The 17,964-nt window shown below is 64.7% G+C and carries 17 protein-coding genes and 1 pseudogene; 5 read left to right on the top strand and 13 right to left on the bottom strand.

Going from position 1 to position 17,964, the window contains the following annotated elements:
* Positions 1-43: 43 nt before the first annotated feature.
* The 9 genes from MTX23_RS12815 to flgB all read right to left on the bottom strand — a co-directional run bounded on the left by MTX23_RS12815 (position 44) and on the right by flgB (position 8,162).
* Positions 44-721 carry a lectin gene (locus tag MTX23_RS12815; protein WP_280977005.1) on the bottom strand — a complete coding sequence of 226 codons (678 nt, stop codon included), beginning with the start codon at positions 719-721 and terminating at the stop codon, positions 44-46.
* A 149-nt stretch (positions 722-870) separates the two neighbouring features.
* The gene (locus tag MTX23_RS12810; RefSeq protein WP_280977004.1) at positions 871-1,824 is read right to left on the bottom strand and encodes a TIM44-like domain-containing protein; all 954 of its coding nucleotides are present in this window, start codon (positions 1,822-1,824) and stop codon (positions 871-873) included.
* 149 nt (positions 1,825-1,973) lie between these two features.
* Positions 1,974-4,547: an ATP-binding protein gene (locus MTX23_RS12805; RefSeq protein WP_280978062.1), complete on the bottom strand. Its 2,574-nt coding sequence runs from the start codon at positions 4,545-4,547 to the stop codon at positions 1,974-1,976.
* A gap of 145 nt (positions 4,548-4,692) precedes the next feature.
* Positions 4,693-5,766 (bottom strand): flagellar biosynthesis protein FlhB, encoded by a 1,074-nt coding sequence (gene flhB / locus MTX23_RS12800; RefSeq protein WP_280977003.1) that lies wholly within the window; start codon positions 5,764-5,766, stop codon positions 4,693-4,695.
* A 16-nt stretch (positions 5,767-5,782) separates the two neighbouring features.
* Positions 5,783-6,553, bottom strand: a complete 771-nt coding sequence (gene fliR, locus MTX23_RS12795; protein ID WP_280977002.1) for a flagellar biosynthetic protein FliR — start codon at positions 6,551-6,553, stop codon at positions 5,783-5,785.
* A gap of 18 nt (positions 6,554-6,571) precedes the next feature.
* The gene (gene fliQ, locus MTX23_RS12790) at positions 6,572-6,835 is read right to left on the bottom strand and encodes a flagellar biosynthesis protein FliQ (RefSeq protein ID WP_066514213.1); all 264 of its coding nucleotides are present in this window, start codon (positions 6,833-6,835) and stop codon (positions 6,572-6,574) included.
* 122 nt (positions 6,836-6,957) lie between these two features.
* Entirely contained in the window at positions 6,958-7,269 is a 312-nt protein-coding gene (gene fliE / locus MTX23_RS12785) for a flagellar hook-basal body complex protein FliE (protein WP_280977000.1), read from the bottom strand.
* 29 nt (positions 7,270-7,298) lie between these two features.
* Positions 7,299-7,724: a flagellar basal body rod protein FlgC gene (gene flgC, locus MTX23_RS12780; RefSeq protein WP_280976999.1), complete on the bottom strand. Its 426-nt coding sequence runs from the start codon at positions 7,722-7,724 to the stop codon at positions 7,299-7,301.
* A gap of 27 nt (positions 7,725-7,751) precedes the next feature.
* On the bottom strand, positions 7,752-8,162 hold the full coding sequence (gene flgB / locus MTX23_RS12775) for a flagellar basal body rod protein FlgB (protein WP_280976998.1): 411 nt from the start codon (positions 8,160-8,162) through the stop codon (positions 7,752-7,754).
* 349 nt (positions 8,163-8,511) lie between these two features.
* Here flgB and MTX23_RS12770 point away from each other — a divergent pair, with 349 nt between their 5' ends.
* From MTX23_RS12770 to MTX23_RS12755, 4 genes are all read left to right on the top strand, one after another.
* Positions 8,512-9,429, top strand: a complete 918-nt coding sequence (locus MTX23_RS12770) for a flagellar biosynthetic protein FliO (RefSeq protein WP_280976997.1) — start codon at positions 8,512-8,514, stop codon at positions 9,427-9,429.
* On the top strand, positions 9,426-10,178 hold the full coding sequence (gene fliP, locus MTX23_RS12765; protein ID WP_280976995.1) for a flagellar type III secretion system pore protein FliP: 753 nt from the start codon (positions 9,426-9,428) through the stop codon (positions 10,176-10,178). The genes MTX23_RS12770 and fliP overlap by 4 nt, the downstream gene beginning before the upstream one ends.
* A gap of 86 nt (positions 10,179-10,264) precedes the next feature.
* Positions 10,265-11,152 (top strand): hypothetical protein, encoded by an 888-nt coding sequence (locus MTX23_RS12760; protein WP_280976994.1) that lies wholly within the window; start codon positions 10,265-10,267, stop codon positions 11,150-11,152.
* A gap of 56 nt (positions 11,153-11,208) precedes the next feature.
* Positions 11,209-12,360 carry an aminotransferase class V-fold PLP-dependent enzyme gene (locus MTX23_RS12755; protein ID WP_280976993.1) on the top strand — a complete coding sequence of 384 codons (1,152 nt, stop codon included), beginning with the start codon at positions 11,209-11,211 and terminating at the stop codon, positions 12,358-12,360.
* Positions 12,361-12,443: 83 nt separating this feature from the next.
* Here MTX23_RS12755 and MTX23_RS12750 read toward each other — a convergent pair whose 3' ends face one another.
* The 4 genes and pseudogenes from MTX23_RS12750 to MTX23_RS12735 all read right to left on the bottom strand — a co-directional run bounded on the left by MTX23_RS12750 (position 12,444) and on the right by MTX23_RS12735 (position 15,459).
* On the bottom strand, positions 12,444-13,043 hold the full coding sequence (locus MTX23_RS12750; RefSeq protein ID WP_280976992.1) for a hypothetical protein: 600 nt from the start codon (positions 13,041-13,043) through the stop codon (positions 12,444-12,446).
* Between the two features lie 583 nt (positions 13,044-13,626).
* Positions 13,627-14,862 carry a YbfB/YjiJ family MFS transporter gene (locus MTX23_RS12745; protein WP_280976991.1) on the bottom strand — a complete coding sequence of 412 codons (1,236 nt, stop codon included), beginning with the start codon at positions 14,860-14,862 and terminating at the stop codon, positions 13,627-13,629.
* Between the two features lie 253 nt (positions 14,863-15,115).
* Positions 15,116-15,289, bottom strand: a pseudogene (locus MTX23_RS12740) (LysR family transcriptional regulator); the annotation flags it as partial.
* A gap of 47 nt (positions 15,290-15,336) precedes the next feature.
* Entirely contained in the window at positions 15,337-15,459 is a 123-nt protein-coding gene (locus tag MTX23_RS12735; protein ID WP_280976990.1) for a hypothetical protein, read from the bottom strand.
* Between the two features lie 648 nt (positions 15,460-16,107).
* Here MTX23_RS12735 and MTX23_RS12730 point away from each other — a divergent pair.
* Entirely contained in the window at positions 16,108-17,925 is a 1,818-nt protein-coding gene (locus MTX23_RS12730) for a chloride channel protein (RefSeq protein WP_280976989.1), read from the top strand.
* The last annotated feature ends 39 nt before the right edge of the window (positions 17,926-17,964 follow it).

The following is a 17,964-nucleotide window of genomic DNA, read 5'->3' as shown; positions in this document are numbered from 1 at the left end:
ATCTGCGGCGCGCTATCGCAGGCGTCAACGCACCAATCCGGGATCAGTTCGCCGCGAAGCAGTACAACAGGCCGTCGCCGCCGGTGCTCTTCAGGTCGGCCCGCGAGCAGCCGCCGTCGGGACCGCGCGAGGGATGCGACATGTTCCAGGATTTTGACGGCTCGTCGTCGCGCAAGCCCTTGCGGTCGAGATGCCCGACCATGGCGGCACCTTGCGTGCTGCTTGTCCAGTTCTTGCAGGTGCGGTCCTCTCCGGCAGGAAACGCGGTGCCGTCCGCCTGCGATCCCGTCAGCACGTCATGGCGGTTCGGCGTATCGCCGACACCATTGATGACCTCGCCCTTCTCGGACAGGGCAGTCTGCTTGGTGAGATTGTTGTTGGCGCTGTGCAGGTCGGCGACGTCTTTCGCAATCACGACGCCCTTGACGTTCTTCCACGGCCCCTTGCCGATGCGGTCGCGCGCATTCACCGCGGGCTGGCCGTCGGCCGCCTGCGTCGAGAGATAGGCGCGCCACGTCTTCGGCGCTCCGAAGCCCGCGGCCTGCGCCAGCGTCTGGCAGTGATTGTCGGCGCCGGCCAGTCCGCCGAGATTGCCGCCATTGCCGATACCCTTGCTGGTCACAAAGAAGCTGGCGTCAGTGGTCTGGGCCAGCGCCGGCGGCGCGGCAACCACGGCAAGCGCAAGACAGGCGGGAACGGCAATCCGCGCAACGACGTTCATTCCATCCTCCAATGGTTGTTGTGGTTCGCTGACATCAACCCGCGGCGGCGCTGGATATTCCGATGACGCGACGCGCTCGTGAAACGCGCAAAACAAAGGCGCCGCGGATTGGAGCCGCGGCGCCTTGCATCGTCAGGACCGGCAATCGGTCAGTTGGTCTGCTGGATCGCCGAAAGCTCCCAGGGGCCGCCGCGCTGGCGCAGGAAGGTCCAGACCTCCGTGACCTCCTCCGGCTGCTCGCTGCCATCGACCATGCGCCCGGTGCCGCGATCGAGCATGGTGTCGACCAGCGAGTAGCGCATCGCGACCGTCGCATATTCGCTGTCGCCTTCGCGCCAGGCTTCCGCGAGGTCGCCCTGCAGCAGCTTCACATTGGTCACCTTGTTGGTGACGTTACGGGCCTTGTTCTCCTCGAGATCCTTCGAGAAGTACGACACCATCTCGGGCGTCGCGAGCGTGTGCAGCTTCGCGATGTCCTCGTTCGACCACGCGGTCTGGATCTCGCCGAGCAGCCGCTCGAACGTCTCGTAGTCGGCCGGCGCGATCTCGACAGGTGCGCCCGAGGCGCCGCCGAGGCCGAAGCCGAAACCGGAGCGGTAGTTCGGCTGCGGGCCGGCGCCGGCGGCAGGACCGCCGGCATAGGCCGGCGCATTGCGGCGCTGCCACCACGACATCGCCAGCCGCACCACCAGCACGATCAGGCCGATCTGCAACAGCAGGCCGAGGATCGACGACAGGCCGCCGAGACCGGAGAACAGGCCGCCGCCGAACAGCATGCCGAACAGGCCGGCGCCGAGGAAGCCGGCGGCCAATCCACCGAGCAAGCTGCGGCCCATGCCCGGACGGCCGAACAGGCCGCCCGAATTCGTCGCCGGCGCGCCCATGTTAGGGCTGCCAGGCTGACTGAAGGTACGGTTCATCGGGGCGACCGAGCCCGGCGCCGTATTGGTGCTAGGCGGCGCGGAGAAGGTGCGCGAGCCGCGCGAGCCTCCGCCGCCGACGCGTGCGTCGGCCGCCGAAGCAGTCATCACGACAGGCAACGCCAACGCCATCGCGACGGCGATCGCCCGAACTATTCCACGGGTGCGTTGCGAGAAATTCATGTTGGTTTCCTCAAAGGTTCCCCAGCATGGGGACGCGCCCTAAAGATGGGCAGCGATAGATAAAAGTGAAGCGGGAAACGGGAACCGCGGCTGCGGCCCTCAGTCGCGGAGATGTGACACTATGATCCTTGTGGATGCAACAGCGCACCCTATTGGAGCGTCATGGTTTCCTTCACCGCGGCGACCAGCTGGGTCAGCGTGAACGGCTTGGGCAGGAAGGCGAACTGCTGGTTCTCGGGCAGGCTCTTCTCGAACGCATCCTCCGCATAGCCCGAGACGAAGATGATCTTCAGGCTGGGGTTGCGGCTGCGCATCTCCTTGAGCAGCGTCGGCCCATCCATCTCCGGCATCACCACGTCGGAGACCACGAGATCGACCTCGCCATTCTTCTCGTCGAAAGCCTCCATCGCCTCGACGCCGTTCGCGGCCTCGATCACGCTGTAGCCGCGTGAGCGCAGGCCGCGCGCGTTCAGCGAACGCAATCCGTCTTCGTCCTCCACCAGCAGGATGGTGCCCTGCCCGGTGAGATCGGGTTTCGGCTTGGCAGCTTCGGCTGCGACGGCGGTGTCCTTCGCCGCGCCGTTGCCGGCATGGGCTTCGGGTACGACCTCCTGCTCGGGCATGTGCCGCGGCAGGTAGATCCGGAACGTGGTGCCCTCGCCCGGCCTGGAATCCACATAGACGAAACCGCCGGTCTGCTTGACGATGCCGTAGACCGTGGAGAGGCCGAGGCCGGTGCCCTTGCCGACATCCTTGGTGGAGAAGAACGGCTCGAAGATCTTGTCGATGATCTCGGGCGGGATGCCGGTGCCGGTGTCCGAAATCTCGATCTTCACATAGTCCGCCGCCGGCATGCCCTTGTTGGCGAGCTGCGCGGCTTCCTCGGTCGGCACGTTGGCGGTCCGCACGATCAGCTTGCCGCCGTCGGGCATCGCGTCGCGCGCGTTCACCGCGAGGTTGACGATCACCTGCTCGAACTGGGAGACGTCGACCTTGACCGGCCACAGATCGCGGCCGTGCACCAGGTCGAGCTTGACCTTCTCGCCGATCAGCCGGCGCAACAGCATGGTGAGGTCAGAGAGCGCATCGCCGAGATCGAGCACCTGCGGCCGCAGCGTCTGGCGGCGCGAGAACGCCAGCAGTTGCCGCACCAGCGTCGCGGCGCGGGTGGCGTTCTGCTTGATCTGCATGATGTCCTGGAACGACGGATCGGTCGGCTTGTGCGCGTTCAGCAGGAAGTCGTTCGCCATCATGATGGCTGACAACACGTTGTTGAAGTCGTGCGCGATGCCGCCGGCAAGCTGGCCGACCATCTCCATCTTCTGCGACTGGTTGATCTGGTTTTCCAGCGTGCGCCGCTCGGTGGTTTCGAGCATGTAGACGATCGCGGTCTCGGCGTCGCGCTCGTCCTTCTTCTCGACGGCGGTCACGAAGAACTGCGCGAAGCGCTCCTTGGGCCCGTCGAGCATCACCTCGACCGGCGGGATGTCGCCCTGGCCCTCGGCCGCATGGTTGATCGCCGCGATCAGGAGACCGCGGTCGCGCGGATTGACCGCGCGGAAGATCGACTTGGCCGCGCCGCCTTCGCCGTTCAGGCCTTGCGCGAGCTTGGCATAGCGCGCGTTGGCGCCGACCACGCTGCCGCCGCGATCGACGGTCGCGATCGCCATCGGCGTGTGGTCGAAGAAGCGCATGAAGCGCACCTCGGCGGCGCGCTCCGGATCGGAAGGCTCGTCGCGGGCACGGCTGATCACCAGCGTGCGCGAGGCGCCCGGCGCGCCATCGGCGCCGAAGGCAAGCTTGTGATAGAGCCGCACCGGCACGGTCCTGCCGCCGCGCATCCGCAGGTCGATGTCGAACACCTCGGTCTTGACTTCGCCCGGCACCGGAACGATCGAGGTCAGCAGCGCCGCGCCATCGCCGGAGACGATGTCGGTCAGCTTCAGGCCGCCCGAGCCGATCTCGGCAAGGTCGTAGTCGAGCCAGTTCGCCAGCGTCGCGTTGACATAGGCGATCTCGCCAGCCGGATTGACCGAGAAGAAGCCGCAGGGCGCATGATCGAGATATTCGATCGCGTGCCGCAGCTCCTGGAACACGTCCTCCTGGCGCTCGCGGTCGCGTGTGATGTCGGCGATCGACCACACCGCATATTTCCCGTCGCGCTTGCCCTGGCCGAGCGGGCGCACCCGCAGCCGCAGCCAGCGGCCCTGGCTGCCGTCATGGCCGGCGATCCGGACCTCCTCCTGCTGCCGCTTGCCCTCGCGTGCCGCCTTCAACAGGCGGAACACCGCTTCCGAGACGTCGGGATTGCCGATGAAGACGCGCTCGACGGGACGGACGTCCTGCGGCCCGGCCGCGCCGGTCAGCGCGAGATAGGCCGCGTTGGAATAGACCACGTGGCCGCGGGAGTCGGTGACCACGAGCCCCTCCTGCGCATGGTCGGCGATACGCCCCATCACGGGATCGTCGGTGGCGCGGTCGGAGAAGCGGATGATGCCGGCGGCAAAGGCGAACAGGTTGAACAGCCCGACGGTCGCGAGCAGCGCCAGCAGGCCGAGGATATAGGGCTGTGCCTGGTTGCGGCCGATGGTCATGAGCCAGACCGCCACCGCGACGATACCCGCGGCGATCAGCAGCACCAGCAGGATGCTGCCGCCCCGCCGCACCGGTCCATGGGCCACGAACGGCTCGGTCGCGGGATGATCGTTGGAATCGGCAGTCATCTGGAGAGACATGGCTCGTCTGCATCAAGAGGACGTCCGGACCCGGACGCCTGCTCCCTGAGTGCCTGAATCGGACCCGAAAACCAAGTCCATCAGGCGGCAATTTCGCAAGTTACGCGCATTTCAAGCGGATAACAGCCGGCTTTTACGACCGCAGGCCGGACAACCCGCGCCTCAGCCGCATCACGTAGCCGATGATTTCGGCGACCGCGTGATAGTGTTCGACCGGGATCTCCTGGTCGACCTCGACGGTGGCATAGAGCGCGCGGGCGAGCGGCACGTTCTCCACGATCGGAATGTCGTGCTCCTTGGCGATCTCCCTGATCCTGAAGGCCAGATTGTCGACGCCCTTGGCGACGCAGACCGGCGCCGACATGCTGCGGTCGTAGGCCAGCGCCACCGAGAAGTGGGTCGGGTTGGTGATGATCACTGAGGCCTTGGGAACCTGCGCCATCATGCGCTTCTTGGCGCGCTGGACCCGCAACTGCTTGATCTTGCCCTTGACGTGCGGGTCGCCTTCGGACTGCTTGAACTCCTCCTTCATCTCCTGCAGCGACATCTTGTGGCGCTCGTACCAGGTCCGGTACTGGAAGAAGTAATCGCCGATCGCGACCGCCGCGAGGATCGCCACCACCGCGGCCATCAGGTGCACCGTGATGCTGACGACGGCGGGCAAGAGCTCGGCCGGCTCGACATGCAGGAGCGCTTCCATGCGGAAACGATCGGGCCACAGCACCGCGACCATGACGGCGCCGAGCGCGATCAGCTTGAGCACGCCCTTGAGGAAGTTCGCCACCGCCTGCTTGCCGAACAGCCGCTCGAGGCCGGCGCCCGGCGAGATCTTGGAGAACTTGGGCTTGAGCTGCTCGCCCGACCACACCAGGCGGTGCTGGATCATGTTGCCCGCGATCGCCGCCAGCGCCAGCATCAGGAACGGCACACCGATCGCGGCAACCACGGCATAGCCGAGCGATTGTGTAAGCTGGAGCAGACCGGCACCGTCGGTGCGGATCATCCATGAATTGGCGATCAGGTCGCGCAGGGGCATCAGGATGCCGCCGCCGATCGAGCCCGAAAAGGTCGACAGCACCAGCGTCGCGCCTGCGATCACGAACCAGGTGTTGACCTCCTGGCTCTTGACGACGTCGCCCTTTTCCAGCGCCTCATCGAGACGTTTTTGCGTAGGGTCTTCTGTTTTGTCTTCGGTATCCTCGGCCATCTCGGCTCCTTGATGCCTAGTTCATTGGAGCGAGCTGGCGCATGACGCCGACGAAGTAATCGAGATAGCTGCCCATCATCGCCGCGAGCACTAGGCCGAAGATCAGGAAGCCGACGATGATCGAGAGCGGCACGCCGACGAAATAGACCTGCATCTGCGGCATCAGCCGCGCGAGCACGCCGAGGCCGATGTTGAACACGAGGCCGAACACGAGGAACGGCGCCGACAGTTGCAGGCCGATCTTGAACGCGGCGGCAAAGGCGCTGGTGGCGAGCGCAGCGACATCGCCGGTCGGCATCACCTCGCCCGGCGAGAAGATGCGGTAGCTCTCGCTCAGCGCCGCGATGACGAGATAGTGGGTATCGGTGGCAAACAGCAGCGTGATGCCGAGGATGGTGAGGAAGTTGCCGATGATCTGGCCTTGCTGCCCCTGGGTCGGATCGACGGCGGTGACGAAGCCGAGGCCGAGCTGCTGGGCGATGATGGAGCCCGCGACATTGAGCGCCGACAGCGTCACCCGCGCCGTCGCGCCGAGCACGATGCCGATGATGAGCTCATGCACCATCAGGACCCCGATCGAGGCGATCGACGTCAGGTCGACATGATAGGCGTTGCGATGCAGCGGCAGGATGATCAGCGTCAGCAACAGCGCGATCGACAGCTTCACCCGCGCGGGGATGTTGGTCTCGCCGAAGCCGGGCAGCAGCATCACCATCGCGCCCACGCGGGCGAACACCAGCACGAAGGTTGCGGCCAGCGCCGGCAGGAGCGAGATGTCGATGCGCATGACCGGGGCATTACTGCATCATCCGCCGATGATTCGCGACGAAATCCGCATCATGTGGGCGTGCAGCGAGTCGGCCATGAACGGCAGCGCGAGGAGTAATGTAACGAAGATCGCCAGGATCTTCGGCACGAAGACCAGGGTTTGCTCCTGGATCTGCGTCAGTGCCTGGAACAGCGACACCACCACGCCGACCACGAGGCCGACCACCATCAGCGGTGACGACACCACCACGATGGTCCAGATCGCATCACGCGCCACGTCGAGAGTTTCAGGGCCGGTCATTTTGAGTTCTCACTGTTGTTCGTCCTCATGGTGAGGAAGCGCGAAGCGCCGTCTCGAACCATGAGGCCTGTGGTCCATCCTTCGAGACGCCGGCTTCGCCGGCTCCTCAGGATGAGGATCGGTCAAATCGGCATCTTCATGATGTCTTCATAGGCCTGGATCACGCGATCGCGGACCGAGACCAGCGTCGACACCGCAACGTCGGTGTCTGCAACCGCGGTCACCACGTCCATCACATTCGCCTTGCCCGAGGCCATCGCCATGGTCTGCGCATCGGACTTCCTGCCGACCTCCATCACGCCGCCGACGGCGTCCTTGACGAGCTCGCCGAACGAGGGTCCGGCGACGGGATTGCCGGACTTCTCAAGCCCGCCCCGCTCCATCAGCTTGGCGAAATTGGCATAGGCGTTGGCGGCGATTGTCGGTGAAGCCATGATCTACGATCCCTGCTGTTCTTGTTGTGTCAGGACTTGAGGATGTCGAGCGTGCGCTGGATCATCCGCCGCGTCGCGCTGATGATGTTGAGGTTCGCCTCGTAGGAGCGCTGGGCGTCCCGCATATCGGTCATTTCGACCAGCGCATTGACGTTGGGGTATTTGACGTTGCCGGAGGCATCCGCTGCCGGATTGCCCGGCTCATGCTTGATCCGGAACGCCGACCGGTCGGGGCTCACCCTGCCGAGCGACACCACCTGGGCATCGAGCGTGCGGTCGAGCGTGGATGAGAACGTCGGCACCTTGCGGCGGTAGGGGTCGCCGCCCGCGGTCTGCGCGGTCGAATCGGCGTTGGCGATATTTTCCGAGATCACCCGCATCCGCCCGGCCTGCGCGCGCAGGCCTGACGTCGCGATGCTCATCGAGCGGGCGAAATCGCTAATCTCATTTGCCATGACATCCTCCCGCCGCCCTCAGGCGGCCTAGCCCTTGCCGATCGCCGTTTTCAGGAGGTGCAGGCTCTTGCTGTAGAGCGAGGTGACCGCCGCGTAGTCCATCTGGTTGGCCGATACCTTGAGCATTTGGTCTTCGAGATTGACCGCGTTGCCGGCCGGGCGGGTCTCGAAACCGCTCTTGCCACGGTCATTGTCGAATGTGTCGGGCGCGCCCGACGCCGCCATGTGGGCGGCGCTGGTCTGCGTCATCGGCAGCGTTCCGAGGCCGCCGCCGATCGTGGAACCGGCCCGGTCGAACTTGGGCTCGGCCAGGTCGCGGGGTCGGAAGTTCGGCGTGTCGGAATTGGCAATGTTCTCGGCGAGCACCCGCTGGCGTTCCTGGTGCCATTGCATCTTGGTGCGCAACGCCGACAGGATCGGGAGGTCGTTCATGGACATTGGCGCGGCTCCGTTAACCCCTGGAGGTAGGCAGAATTTGCCCGGTGTATGGTTAACGGAGAGTTAAAAGTGCCGATGGATCCGTGGAGAACGCCGCAATTGCGGCTTGCGAGCGCATTTTCGCCACGAAAGCTGCGTTAACCAGCCCGGACCAAGCCGGCGTGACGCGCCGAGAAGTCGTTTTGGGACAAGCGATTCTTGGTCTATTAATAGAACAGTCGGCTGCAAGCCGTGGGGAATTAAGGAATAAGGCGGATCTCGGGCGCGATTCGCTGCGCAATCCGCGATATCAGTTCGCGCTCACTGACGGCGGTAGCTGAGGATGGCCACCATGGCCGGGGACTCCAGTATGCAGGCACTTACATTCGTCTTCGCATTCGTAGCCGTGCTGGCGCTGATCTTCGTCGCCGCGTGGCTCGTCCGGCGCTTCGGAGCGAATCGTCTCGGCGCCAACGCCAATCGCGGGCGGATGCCGCGACTCGCCGTGATTGACGCTGCCGCTGTCGACGGCCGCCGCCGGCTGGTGCTGGTCCGCCGCGACAATGTCGAGCATCTGTTGATGATCGGCGGTCCAAGCGACATCGTCGTGGAGCCCAACATCGTGCGGGCGAGCCCGGGACGCGACCAGATGTCGGCGCGCCCGGCGGTCGCAGCCGACTCCGCCCCGCCGCGGGTCGCGCCGCTGCCAGACGCGGCCTGGAACGAGAGCGAAACCGCCCGCACTGACTTCGATCAACCGGAGCCGCAGCTGCCCGAACTGCCGTCGCGCCCGGCCCGCCCCTCCTTTGCCGACGAGGTCCGCCGCTCCGCGCCGGCTTCCGAACGCCGCCCTGATCCGCTCGCGGGTTTCACGCCCGAGCGCACCGAACCGATGCCGCCGCGGCTGCCGCGCTCCGAACCGGTGATCCCGCGTCCGCCGCGCGCCGCCGAGCCGCCCAAGGCGCCGCCGCCGCTGCGCGCGCCCGATCGCGCCGCAGCACCGCCGCCACCGCCTGCTCCGCCGCCACCGGCCGCAACGCCCGCGCCTCTGGCTCCGCCGCCGAACGCCGACGCCAATCTCGCCGAGATGGCGCAACGGCTTGAGGCGGCGCTACGCCGACCGTCCGGCGGTGGCGACGCCGTCGCGCCGCCGGTTGCGCCCGACGCTCCGCCGGCGCGTCCGCCGCGCAGCGAGCCGCCCGCGTCTCCGGCGCCGCAAAAGAGCGGCTTCGAGAATCTCGAGGACGAGATGGCATCGCTGCTCGGCCGCCCGAAGAATCCTTCGTGAGGTCCACAAGCCTTCCGCGTAGAGTTTTTTTTATCGCTGTCCTGATCGCCGCCGGATCGTTCGCCGACCCGGCGATGGCGCAGGACATCAGCATCAACCTCGGTGGCGGCAATGGCGGCGTCACCGAACGCGCGATCCAGCTGATCGCGCTGCTCACGGTGCTGTCGATCGCACCGTCGATCCTGATCATGATGACGTCGTTCACGCGCATCGTGGTCGTGCTGTCGCTGCTGCGCACCGCGCTCGGCACCGCGACCGCGCCGCCGAACTCGGTGATGATCGCGCTCGCCATGTTCCTCACCGCCTTCGTGATGGGGCCGGTGCTGCAGAAATCCTACGACGACGGCATCAAGCCGCTGGTCACCAACCAGATCGGCGTCGAGGAAGCGTTGCAGCGCGCCTCGGTGCCGTTGCGCGGCTTCATGCAGAAGAACGTGCGCGAGAAGGACCTCAAGCTCTTCATGGACCTTTCCGGCGAGCCGCCGCCGGCGACGCCGGACGAGATGTCGCTGCGCATCCTGGTGCCGGCCTTCATGATCTCCGAGCTGAAGCGCGCCTTCGAGATCGGATTCCTCTTGTTCCTGCCGTTCCTGATCATCGACCTCGTGGTCGCCTCGGTCCTGATGTCGATGGGCATGATGATGCTGCCGCCGGTCGTGGTCTCGCTGCCGTTCAAGCTGATCTTCTTCGTGCTGGTCGATGGCTGGTCGCTGGTCGCCGGCAGCCTGGTGCAGAGTTACGGGGGGTAGCCCCGCGAAACATTCATGGCCTGTTCGCTGGATCGGCCGCCGCATTGCACTATCATGTGCGGCGTCGCATCCGGAGAGCCGCGTCCATGCAACAGCAGTTCGACCGCGCCGCAGAAGACCTCGGCAACGCCATCCATCTCGAGCATGTCAACGTGCAGGTACCCGACCAGCGCCTGGCCACGCTGTTCTACGTCGGCGGCATCGGCCTGACCCGCGATCCCTATCTGATGGTCTCGGACAGCAACATGTGGGTGAATGTCGGCCGCAGCCAGTTTCATCTGCCTAGCGGCAAGCCGCAGGTGCTGCGCGGCCACATCGCACTCGTGATCGCCGGGCGGCAGGCGCTGCTCGACCGCCTTGCCTCCGTCGCGCCGAAGCTCGAAGGCACCGCCTTCACCTATCGCGAGCACAATGATCATGTCGAGGCCACCTGCCCCTGGGGCAATCGGCTGCGCTGCTACGAGCCGGACGCCGGCCGCTTCGGGCGCATCAGGCTCGGCATGCCCTGTGTCGAGTTCGACGTGCCGCGCGGCAGCGCGGAGGCGATCAGCCGGTTCTATCCGGAGATCATGGGCATCCCGGCGAGCGTCGCGAACGGCGACGGAATGGTTGCGCGCGTGAAGGTCGGCAAGGATCAGTATCTGCAATTCCGCGAGAGCGAACAGGCGCAGCCGGAGTTCGACGGCCATCACGTCCAGATCTACATCACCGACTTCTCGGGCCCCTACCGGCGGCTGCGCGAGCGCAACCTGATCTCGCGCGAGGACAATCAGTACCAATACCGCTTCTGCGACATCGTCGATCCCGCCGACGGCAGGCACCTGTTCACCGTCGAGCACGAGGTGCGCAGCGCCACGCACCCGATGTATCTGCGGCCGCTGATCAACCGCAATCCTGCGCAGACCAACCGCACCTTCGCCCACGGCCATGACCAGGCGCTCTGGGCCATGGGGCCTGATAAGTACGACGGATAACGGCCTGTGCCTCCCGCATCCAGATCTCATCCGAAAACCGCCAGCAACGAGCCGCCATGCTTCCTTCGCAGCGCCATCTGTTCGATGTTCCGCAAGACGTTTGCTACCTGAACTCGGCCTCCTACAGTCCGCTGCCGCGGAAGACGCTCGACGCCGGCCGCATCGCGGTGGCGCGGAAGGGCCAGCCCTGGACGCTGGATGCGGACTTTGCCCACCGCCAGCATGAGCGCGCCCGTGTCGCGGCCGCGCGCCTGATCAATGCCGATGCTGACGACATCGCGCTGATCCCTGCGATCAGCTATGGCGTCGCAACGATGGCAAAAGTGCTGACCATCCCGCGCGGCACGCGCGTCATCGTGCTGGAGAACGATCACTCCTCGCCGGTGCTGGAATGGCACGCCCGCGCCGACGCGCAGGGCTTTGTGGTCGAGACCATCAGCCAGCCCGCCGACGGCGACTGGACCTCGGCGGTGCTCGCGGCGATCGAGCGCTCCGGCGCGCCGCCGGTCGGCCTCGCCTCGATCTCGTCGGTGCACTGGTCGGACGGCGGCCTGATCGACGTCGAGAAGGTGCAGGCGGCACTGCGGCGGCAGGGCGCCATGTTCGTGATCGACGCGACGCAGGGCGCGGGCGTCGTGGCGATGGATGTGAAGCAGCTCGATCCCGACGCCGTGATCTTCCCGACCTACAAATGGCTGATCGGTCCCTACGGCCGCGCGTTCCTCTATGTCGCGAAGCGCCACCAGAGCGGCGTGCCGCTGGAACAGACCTCGGCCGGCCGCCGCAACGTCAACTCCGAGAATCCGATCTATTTCGGCGATCTCGCCTATGTCGATAGTGCGCGGCGCTACGACATGGGCGAGCGCGATCATTTCATCTCGCTGGAGATGGCGTCCATTGGCATGGAAATGATGGCGGATTGGGGGGCGGCCACCGTCAGCGCGCGGCTTGCGATGCTGACCCAGCGGATCGCCGACGGCGTGCGCGACCTCGGCGTCGGTGCGCCCGACCAGCGGCTACGCGCGCCGCACATCGTGAGCCTCGGCATGGCCGGCGGCGTGCCGAAGCACCTGATCGCGCGCCTTGCCGCCGAGAACGTCCACGTCGCGCTGCGGCTCGGCCGGATGCGCGTCTCGCCGCACGTCTTCAACGACGAGGCCGACACCGACCGGTTCATTGCCGTGCTCGCGCGCGCGCTGGACGGCTAGCGAATGATCTGGCAGACCGGAAACGGATGTCGTTCCGGGCGCGGCACCGCCAGCATGCGGCACCACGCCCTTATGGCAAGTTCTCAGCTTGGGAATGGATTGACGACACGGAACGTATAGTAAGATCCAACCCCCGCGATATCCTTCGAATCGATCAGCTTGAACCGAACAGCATCGTCGCCCGTCAGCGGCTTCGATGGCGTGAAGAAGATGTCATTCGCCCCCATCTTTCCTACGACGGTCGCGTCCAACGCATCAGATGGCACAAACACCAGGAACGACGCGCCCATCACCCAGTTCTTTTCGTCGCTCTTGTCCACCAGCTTGAGCGCTTGCTGCTGAAATATCTTCAGCGTGATGAATACTCGCCCGCCGTGATTTTTCGCGTCGTAGCGGACATGGTGATCGTCGATTTGTGTCAGATGAACAAAATCAACGAATGCGCATGGATTGTTCTCCGGGCCGGGAGAACAGATAAATGAGCTATCCGCATTGTCGAAGGATAGTTTCTTGTCGGCCGCAACGACGCTCCCGCTGTAGGTCTCTGGGTGCTCCGCCGTCCTGTCGTTCATCGGAAACCCTGGCAATGGGTCCATCAGCACGCGCTGGTCCGACCAGCCGTTCCGCACGATTTCCAAGTGCCACGTGCCGACATTCGTCCCGTCTGAAATCGCTTTGTCCAACATATCCTCCTGTCTTCCATTAACTCGACCGCCCGGCGCTGCCGTTCGGCCATCCAAGAAGGCAACAATGGTGAGATGGTCGCCGTCCGAGATCTGGGTGTCTCGTGAAGGCAAACCACGCCGCCGAAGGCTGAGAAATTCAGGGAGGCCGCCTACGCCTCGCTGTCGGCAATCGCAATCCTTGCTCTGCCCGTGGCAGAGATGAATCGTTTCGCGAACGACTTCAGGCGAAAGCGTACGCTGACCGCCCCCTCCGTGACGAGACGCCTACGATGGCTACCGGTTTGCCACTCGATTGAATTCGTTCAGCTGGTGGGGGACGCTCGGAATCGAAACCTTCTGAAATTCGCCGTCGATTTGAGCGGACGGATCTTAGACTCTGCAAAAATACCCGCGTAATACTTCACTCAAAAGAATATGACCCTTAGGTTGTATGACGGAAAGCAAAAAAAGCAACTGAAATTTTCGCCGGATTCGCGACAACGAGTCCTGGATAGGCGATCCTTCGCGCCTGCCAAATCGGCATCGCGACGCGTCCGGGTCAGCAGAGCGTAATCGCCGCGACCTCTCGCAGCGCCAGCGATTAGATCGCGCGCCCGCGCGCCGATATGACGGCGCTGATCAGCTCGAGCGCCAGCGCCACGATCACCGCGGCCGCGCCGATCACGAACAGCAGCGCATAATTGCCCCCGCTCTGGGCGAACAGGAACGACATCCCATAGGCGCCGGCCGCCTGGAACAGCGCGAATGTCGTGGTGGCCTGCGCCCACGCGGTGCGCTGGCTGGGGGCGGAATGCGGGATCAGTTCGTGGATGCGGCCTATGACCAGTGGCACGATACCCGGCGTGAAGCCGCCGACGATGATGCTCGACACGATCAGCGCGACGGCCGACGTGCTCACTGCGGGCAGCCCGACCGCCACGCCCTCGACCACGAAGGCCACGCGAAGCGCCGCGGCAAATCCGGAGCGATCGGCGAGATGGCCCGTCAAGAGCGGACCAACGACGGCGCCCAAGCCGTACAGCACCCAGTAATACGATCCGGCCGAAATCCCCTGCCCGAGCCCGCGGGCCACGAAATCGACCAGGAACACCATGTGCGGCACCAGCGCCAGCGCGTTGAGGCCGTATTCCAGGCTCAGCAGCAGCACCAGCGGTGATCGCGCGCCGTGCGCCGCGACGCGATGCTCGACGGCGGCATGCGCCGCTGATGTCTCCGCCGGCCACGCCTTCCAGCTGATCAGCGTCAGCAGCGCCGACAGCGCGCCAAGACCATACCAGGCCTGCGTCAGCCCCTGCCGCAGCAAGAGCGGAACGAGCGTGCCCGAGGCCGCGACGCCGAGCCCGACGCCGGCAAAGATCACGCCGCCGACGAAGCCGCGCTTGCTCGGCGCGGTGTGCGGCAGGATCGCCGTTGCTGCCAGCACCATGATCACGCCGCCGGTGACGCCAGCGAGGAATCGGAAGCCGAAGAACCAGACGAACGAGATCGGCACGGCGCAGGCAAAGCAGCAGAGCGCGGCGAGCACCATCATGCCGCGCAGCGCGCGCACCGAGCCGATGCGCGCCCCGAGGTCGCGGGCGATCAGCGCACCGGCGAGATAGCCGGCAAGGTTGGCGGCGCCGAGATAGACGGCTTCCGCCGGCGTGAACCATTTGGCCGCGATCAGTGCCGGGATCAGCGGCGTATAGGCGAAGCGCGCAAGCCCGAGCCCGACCAGCGAGGCGCAGAGCCCGGCAGCCGCAGGCAGCCACACCGGCCCGCCCGCATCCTGATGCGGCGCGGCGTGGTGGTGCCGGCGATCGACATTGGCAGACATGGACCCGCCAGTAGGCCCGGGGATCGTTCTTGAAAAATGATTAGTTACGATCGCAGCGATCGCTCACAGCGATCACGGACACTTCCGATAAGGCGCGAGGCGCTCAGATCAATTGGCCAGGGCCGTCAGCTGGCAGATGTCGGCGGAGCGGCCGCGGCGAGCTTCCTGCGATAGTCGAGCGCGGGCAGCCGCCCCAGCCCCAATTGTCGGTGTCGACCTCCTCGATAGTGACGAAGGTCGATTCCGCGCGGTGCCGGCCGGCGTCGCTCAGCTTCAACGACCGCGTGGTGCGATGAAGCAGCTCGGCACCGACATGATGCTCGAGGAACGCGATCGCGCGGCTGACCGCCGCAACAGCTGCCGGGCGCCGGCCAGGCAATCGCTTATGACGTCCGCGAACTCTGGGCTGACGTTTCCGCGTAGTCATGGCCGGGCGCCCGGGACAAGCCCGAGCACGACGAGTTTGTGGGGAGACTAACCGAACCGCGGGCACCGAACGCGCAGCATGATCAGCATATGCGATTGCCCTGCGGCGCCGGCAAGGCTGCCCTTGTCGACAACAGCGACAAAAACATTCATGGCGTCAATGCGGTCCATGAGTTTTCCTCAGCGCGTCCTCAAGCCCTCATGGTGAGGAGGCGCGAGCGCGGTCTCCTTCAACTCGGCCCGCGCCATAGCGATGAGTTCGGCTTCGGTCTTGATCGGCTTGCTCATGGTGACGACGTCTCCCAGCAGAGCAAAACGGCGCTGTTGCCAGCGCCGCTTCGGTGCACCTCACGCGTGGAATCGGCCCACTTTGACTGGCGCTGGCGGGAGCGACCCGCTCTGGCTCGGCTGGCGTGGGAGGCCTGCTCGCGATCCGGCGACGAGGCTACGCCGCGTCCAAGCAGAGTCAATTGGACCGACGATTATTTTAGGCCAAGGCCGATCCCAATCACGGCGTCGCAGCATACGCCCGTCATCGTTGGCACCCATGTTCAAATTCGGCCCCTCAATAGCCAATTGTGACACTGAGTACTTCAAAAGCTCACGTCGCCTTGGATATTGCAGACTCTATGGAACTTCCGGAGTACAGCTGGCCATCGCTCAATAGAAGGGCAATCGCCTAGCGATTGTCCGGATTCCCGATCAGAGGCCATCCAGGTCTCTGTTAACCGCCCACTCGCGGACGGCCTCCGGAAGACTTTCTGGCGGGTAAGTCCGTATCTCGCTATCCTGATCTTGATCCAGTCTTTGTGACCCCGAATGCCCGTGGTGCTGCCTTCCGTCAATATCAAAGCGATCGCAGCCGGCAGCCGCAAATCGTTGCCGGAGGAACGACGGGTGAGCCTGCTCGTTCTCTGTGGCCTCGCGCTGGTTATCGGGGTGATGACTGGACTCGGCGCGGTCGTGTTCCGCGCGTTGATCGCCTTCGTGCACAACATGTCTTACAACGGCAGGCTCAGTTTCGTTTACGACGCCAATATCAGTGAGGGTCCCAGCCGGTTTGGCGACTTTGTTCTGCTATCCCCGATCGTCGGAGGCCTGATTGTCGTCTTTCTCGTGAGGCGCTTTGCTCCCGAGGCAAAAGGGCACGGCGTCCCCGAAGTGATGGATGCAATCTTCTACAAGCGCGGCAATATCCGCGGCACGGTGGCCGTGATCAAAGCCCTGGCTTCCGCAATATCGATCGGTAGCGGCGCTGCCGTCGGGCGCGAGGGGCCGATCATCCAGATCGGCTCGGCGCTTGGTTCGGCCTTCTCTCAATTCATCGGGCTCTCCACGCGGCAGAAGATAACGCTATTGTCCGCCGGCGCCGGCGCAGGTATCGCCGCAACGTTCAACACGCCGCTTGGCGGCGTGCTGTTTGCTCTCGAAATTCTCCTACCGGAAGTGTCGAACCGTACCTTCCTTCCCGTCGTCGTGGCGACTGGTGCTGCGACGACGATCGGACGAATTCTAATCGGCCCGGATCCGGCTTTTGCGGTGCCGGACGTACAATTTCCCATGGTTGCGTCGTTCAATCTGCAGGAGGCAGTTGCGTTCGTCCTGCTTGGATTGCTCTGCGGCGTAGCAGCCTGGTCTTTCATCCGGCTGCTCGTCTTCATGGAGGATGGATTTCCGAAACTGTTTGGCAACGAGTACGTCCAGAACATCATTGGCATGGTGGTTATCGGCCTGATGATGGTGGGACTCACTCGCGCGTTCGGCCGTTCCTACATCGATGGGGTGGGCTATTCGGTCATTCAGGACATCCTTGACCACAAGATGACAGCAGCAGGCCTTCTTGCACTGCTATTTGCGCTGAAGCTGGTTGCCACGACCGTCAGCCTTGGCTGCGGGGCCTCGGGCGGGATCTTCTCTCCCTCGCTGTATCTTGGCGCCACGCTGGGTGCGGCATTTGCGGCCGGGAGCAGCTCGATTTTGCCTCATTCCGGGCTGACGCCTTCCTCGGCCGCTATCGTTGGAATGGCAGCCATGGTCGGCGCGGGAACAGGCGGCGTGATGACGGCCATCGTCATGGTGTTCGAAATGACGCGTGACTATGCGATCATTGTACCGGTGATCGTCGCGGTGGCGCTGGCTGCAGGTGTAAGACGCGCGCTTGTCAATGAGACGATCTACACCGTCAAGCTGCGTCATCGCGGTCACCGTATCCCCAAGGAGCGACATATCAACCTTTACCTGGTCAGACAGGCGCAAGACATTATGGAGCGTCGCTTTATCGTAGCCAGGGCCGGCACAACGCTGAAGCAAGCCATGCCTGCGGAAGATACCGATGACGCGCGCGCTATCGTCGTGGAGCGGGATGGTCGGATCGTGGGGCTGATTCCGCCGCGCTCGGGTCTGTGGATGGAATCTCGAACCGATCCCGACCTCGTCATCGAGACGTTCGCCGAACGGCGAATCGTCATTTGTCGCGATCAGGACCTCCTGAGCTTGGTATTTGCGAGACTCAAGCGTCACCGCGCCGGCGCCGCGATCGTTTTTCGGGGCGGCGCCCGCCCGCGGGTAAACGATATAGTTGGTATCGTCACCAAGCGTGTGATCGCTGACGCGGTCATCGACAGCTACGAAGACTGACCCGCGTGGGCATCTAATCGACGCCGACCAGAAATCGCC

The sequence above is a fragment of the Bradyrhizobium sp. ISRA436 genome (assembly GCF_029910015.1).
GTDB lineage: Bacteria > Pseudomonadota > Alphaproteobacteria > Rhizobiales > Xanthobacteraceae > Bradyrhizobium.
Note: the sequence above shows the minus strand (reverse complement) of the source record. Positions and strands in the feature narration are given on the sequence as shown.

Coding starts and splice junctions, on each gene's coding strand:
- MTX23_RS12805 (WP_280978062.1), bottom strand. CDS start 4,547: ATGACTGCCGATTCCAACGATCATCCCGCGACCGAGCCGTTCGTGGCC.
- MTX23_RS12810 (WP_280977004.1), bottom strand. CDS start 1,824: ATGAATTTCTCGCAACGCACCCGTGGAATAGTTCGGGCGATCGCCGTC.
- fliE (WP_280977000.1), bottom strand. CDS start 7,269: ATGGCTTCACCGACAATCGCCGCCAACGCCTATGCCAATTTCGCCAAG.
- MTX23_RS12735 (WP_280976990.1), bottom strand. CDS start 15,459: ATGGACCGCATTGACGCCATGAATGTTTTTGTCGCTGTTGTCGACAAG.
- MTX23_RS12760 (WP_280976994.1), top strand. CDS start 10,265: ATGCAACAGCAGTTCGACCGCGCCGCAGAAGACCTCGGCAACGCCATC.
- MTX23_RS12755 (WP_280976993.1), top strand. CDS start 11,209: ATGCTTCCTTCGCAGCGCCATCTGTTCGATGTTCCGCAAGACGTTTGC.
- flgB (WP_280976998.1), bottom strand. CDS start 8,162: ATGTCCATGAACGACCTCCCGATCCTGTCGGCGTTGCGCACCAAGATG.
- MTX23_RS12770 (WP_280976997.1), top strand. CDS start 8,512: ATGCAGGCACTTACATTCGTCTTCGCATTCGTAGCCGTGCTGGCGCTG.
- fliQ (WP_066514213.1), bottom strand. CDS start 6,835: ATGACCGGCCCTGAAACTCTCGACGTGGCGCGTGATGCGATCTGGACC.
- MTX23_RS12745 (WP_280976991.1), bottom strand. CDS start 14,862: ATGTCTGCCAATGTCGATCGCCGGCACCACCACGCCGCGCCGCATCAG.
- fliR (WP_280977002.1), bottom strand. CDS start 6,553: ATGCGCATCGACATCTCGCTCCTGCCGGCGCTGGCCGCAACCTTCGTG.
- flhB (WP_280977003.1), bottom strand. CDS start 5,766: ATGGCCGAGGATACCGAAGACAAAACAGAAGACCCTACGCAAAAACGT.
- flgC (WP_280976999.1), bottom strand. CDS start 7,724: ATGGCAAATGAGATTAGCGATTTCGCCCGCTCGATGAGCATCGCGACG.
- MTX23_RS12815 (WP_280977005.1), bottom strand. CDS start 721: ATGAACGTCGTTGCGCGGATTGCCGTTCCCGCCTGTCTTGCGCTTGCC.
- MTX23_RS12730 (WP_280976989.1), top strand. CDS start 16,108: ATGCCCGTGGTGCTGCCTTCCGTCAATATCAAAGCGATCGCAGCCGGC.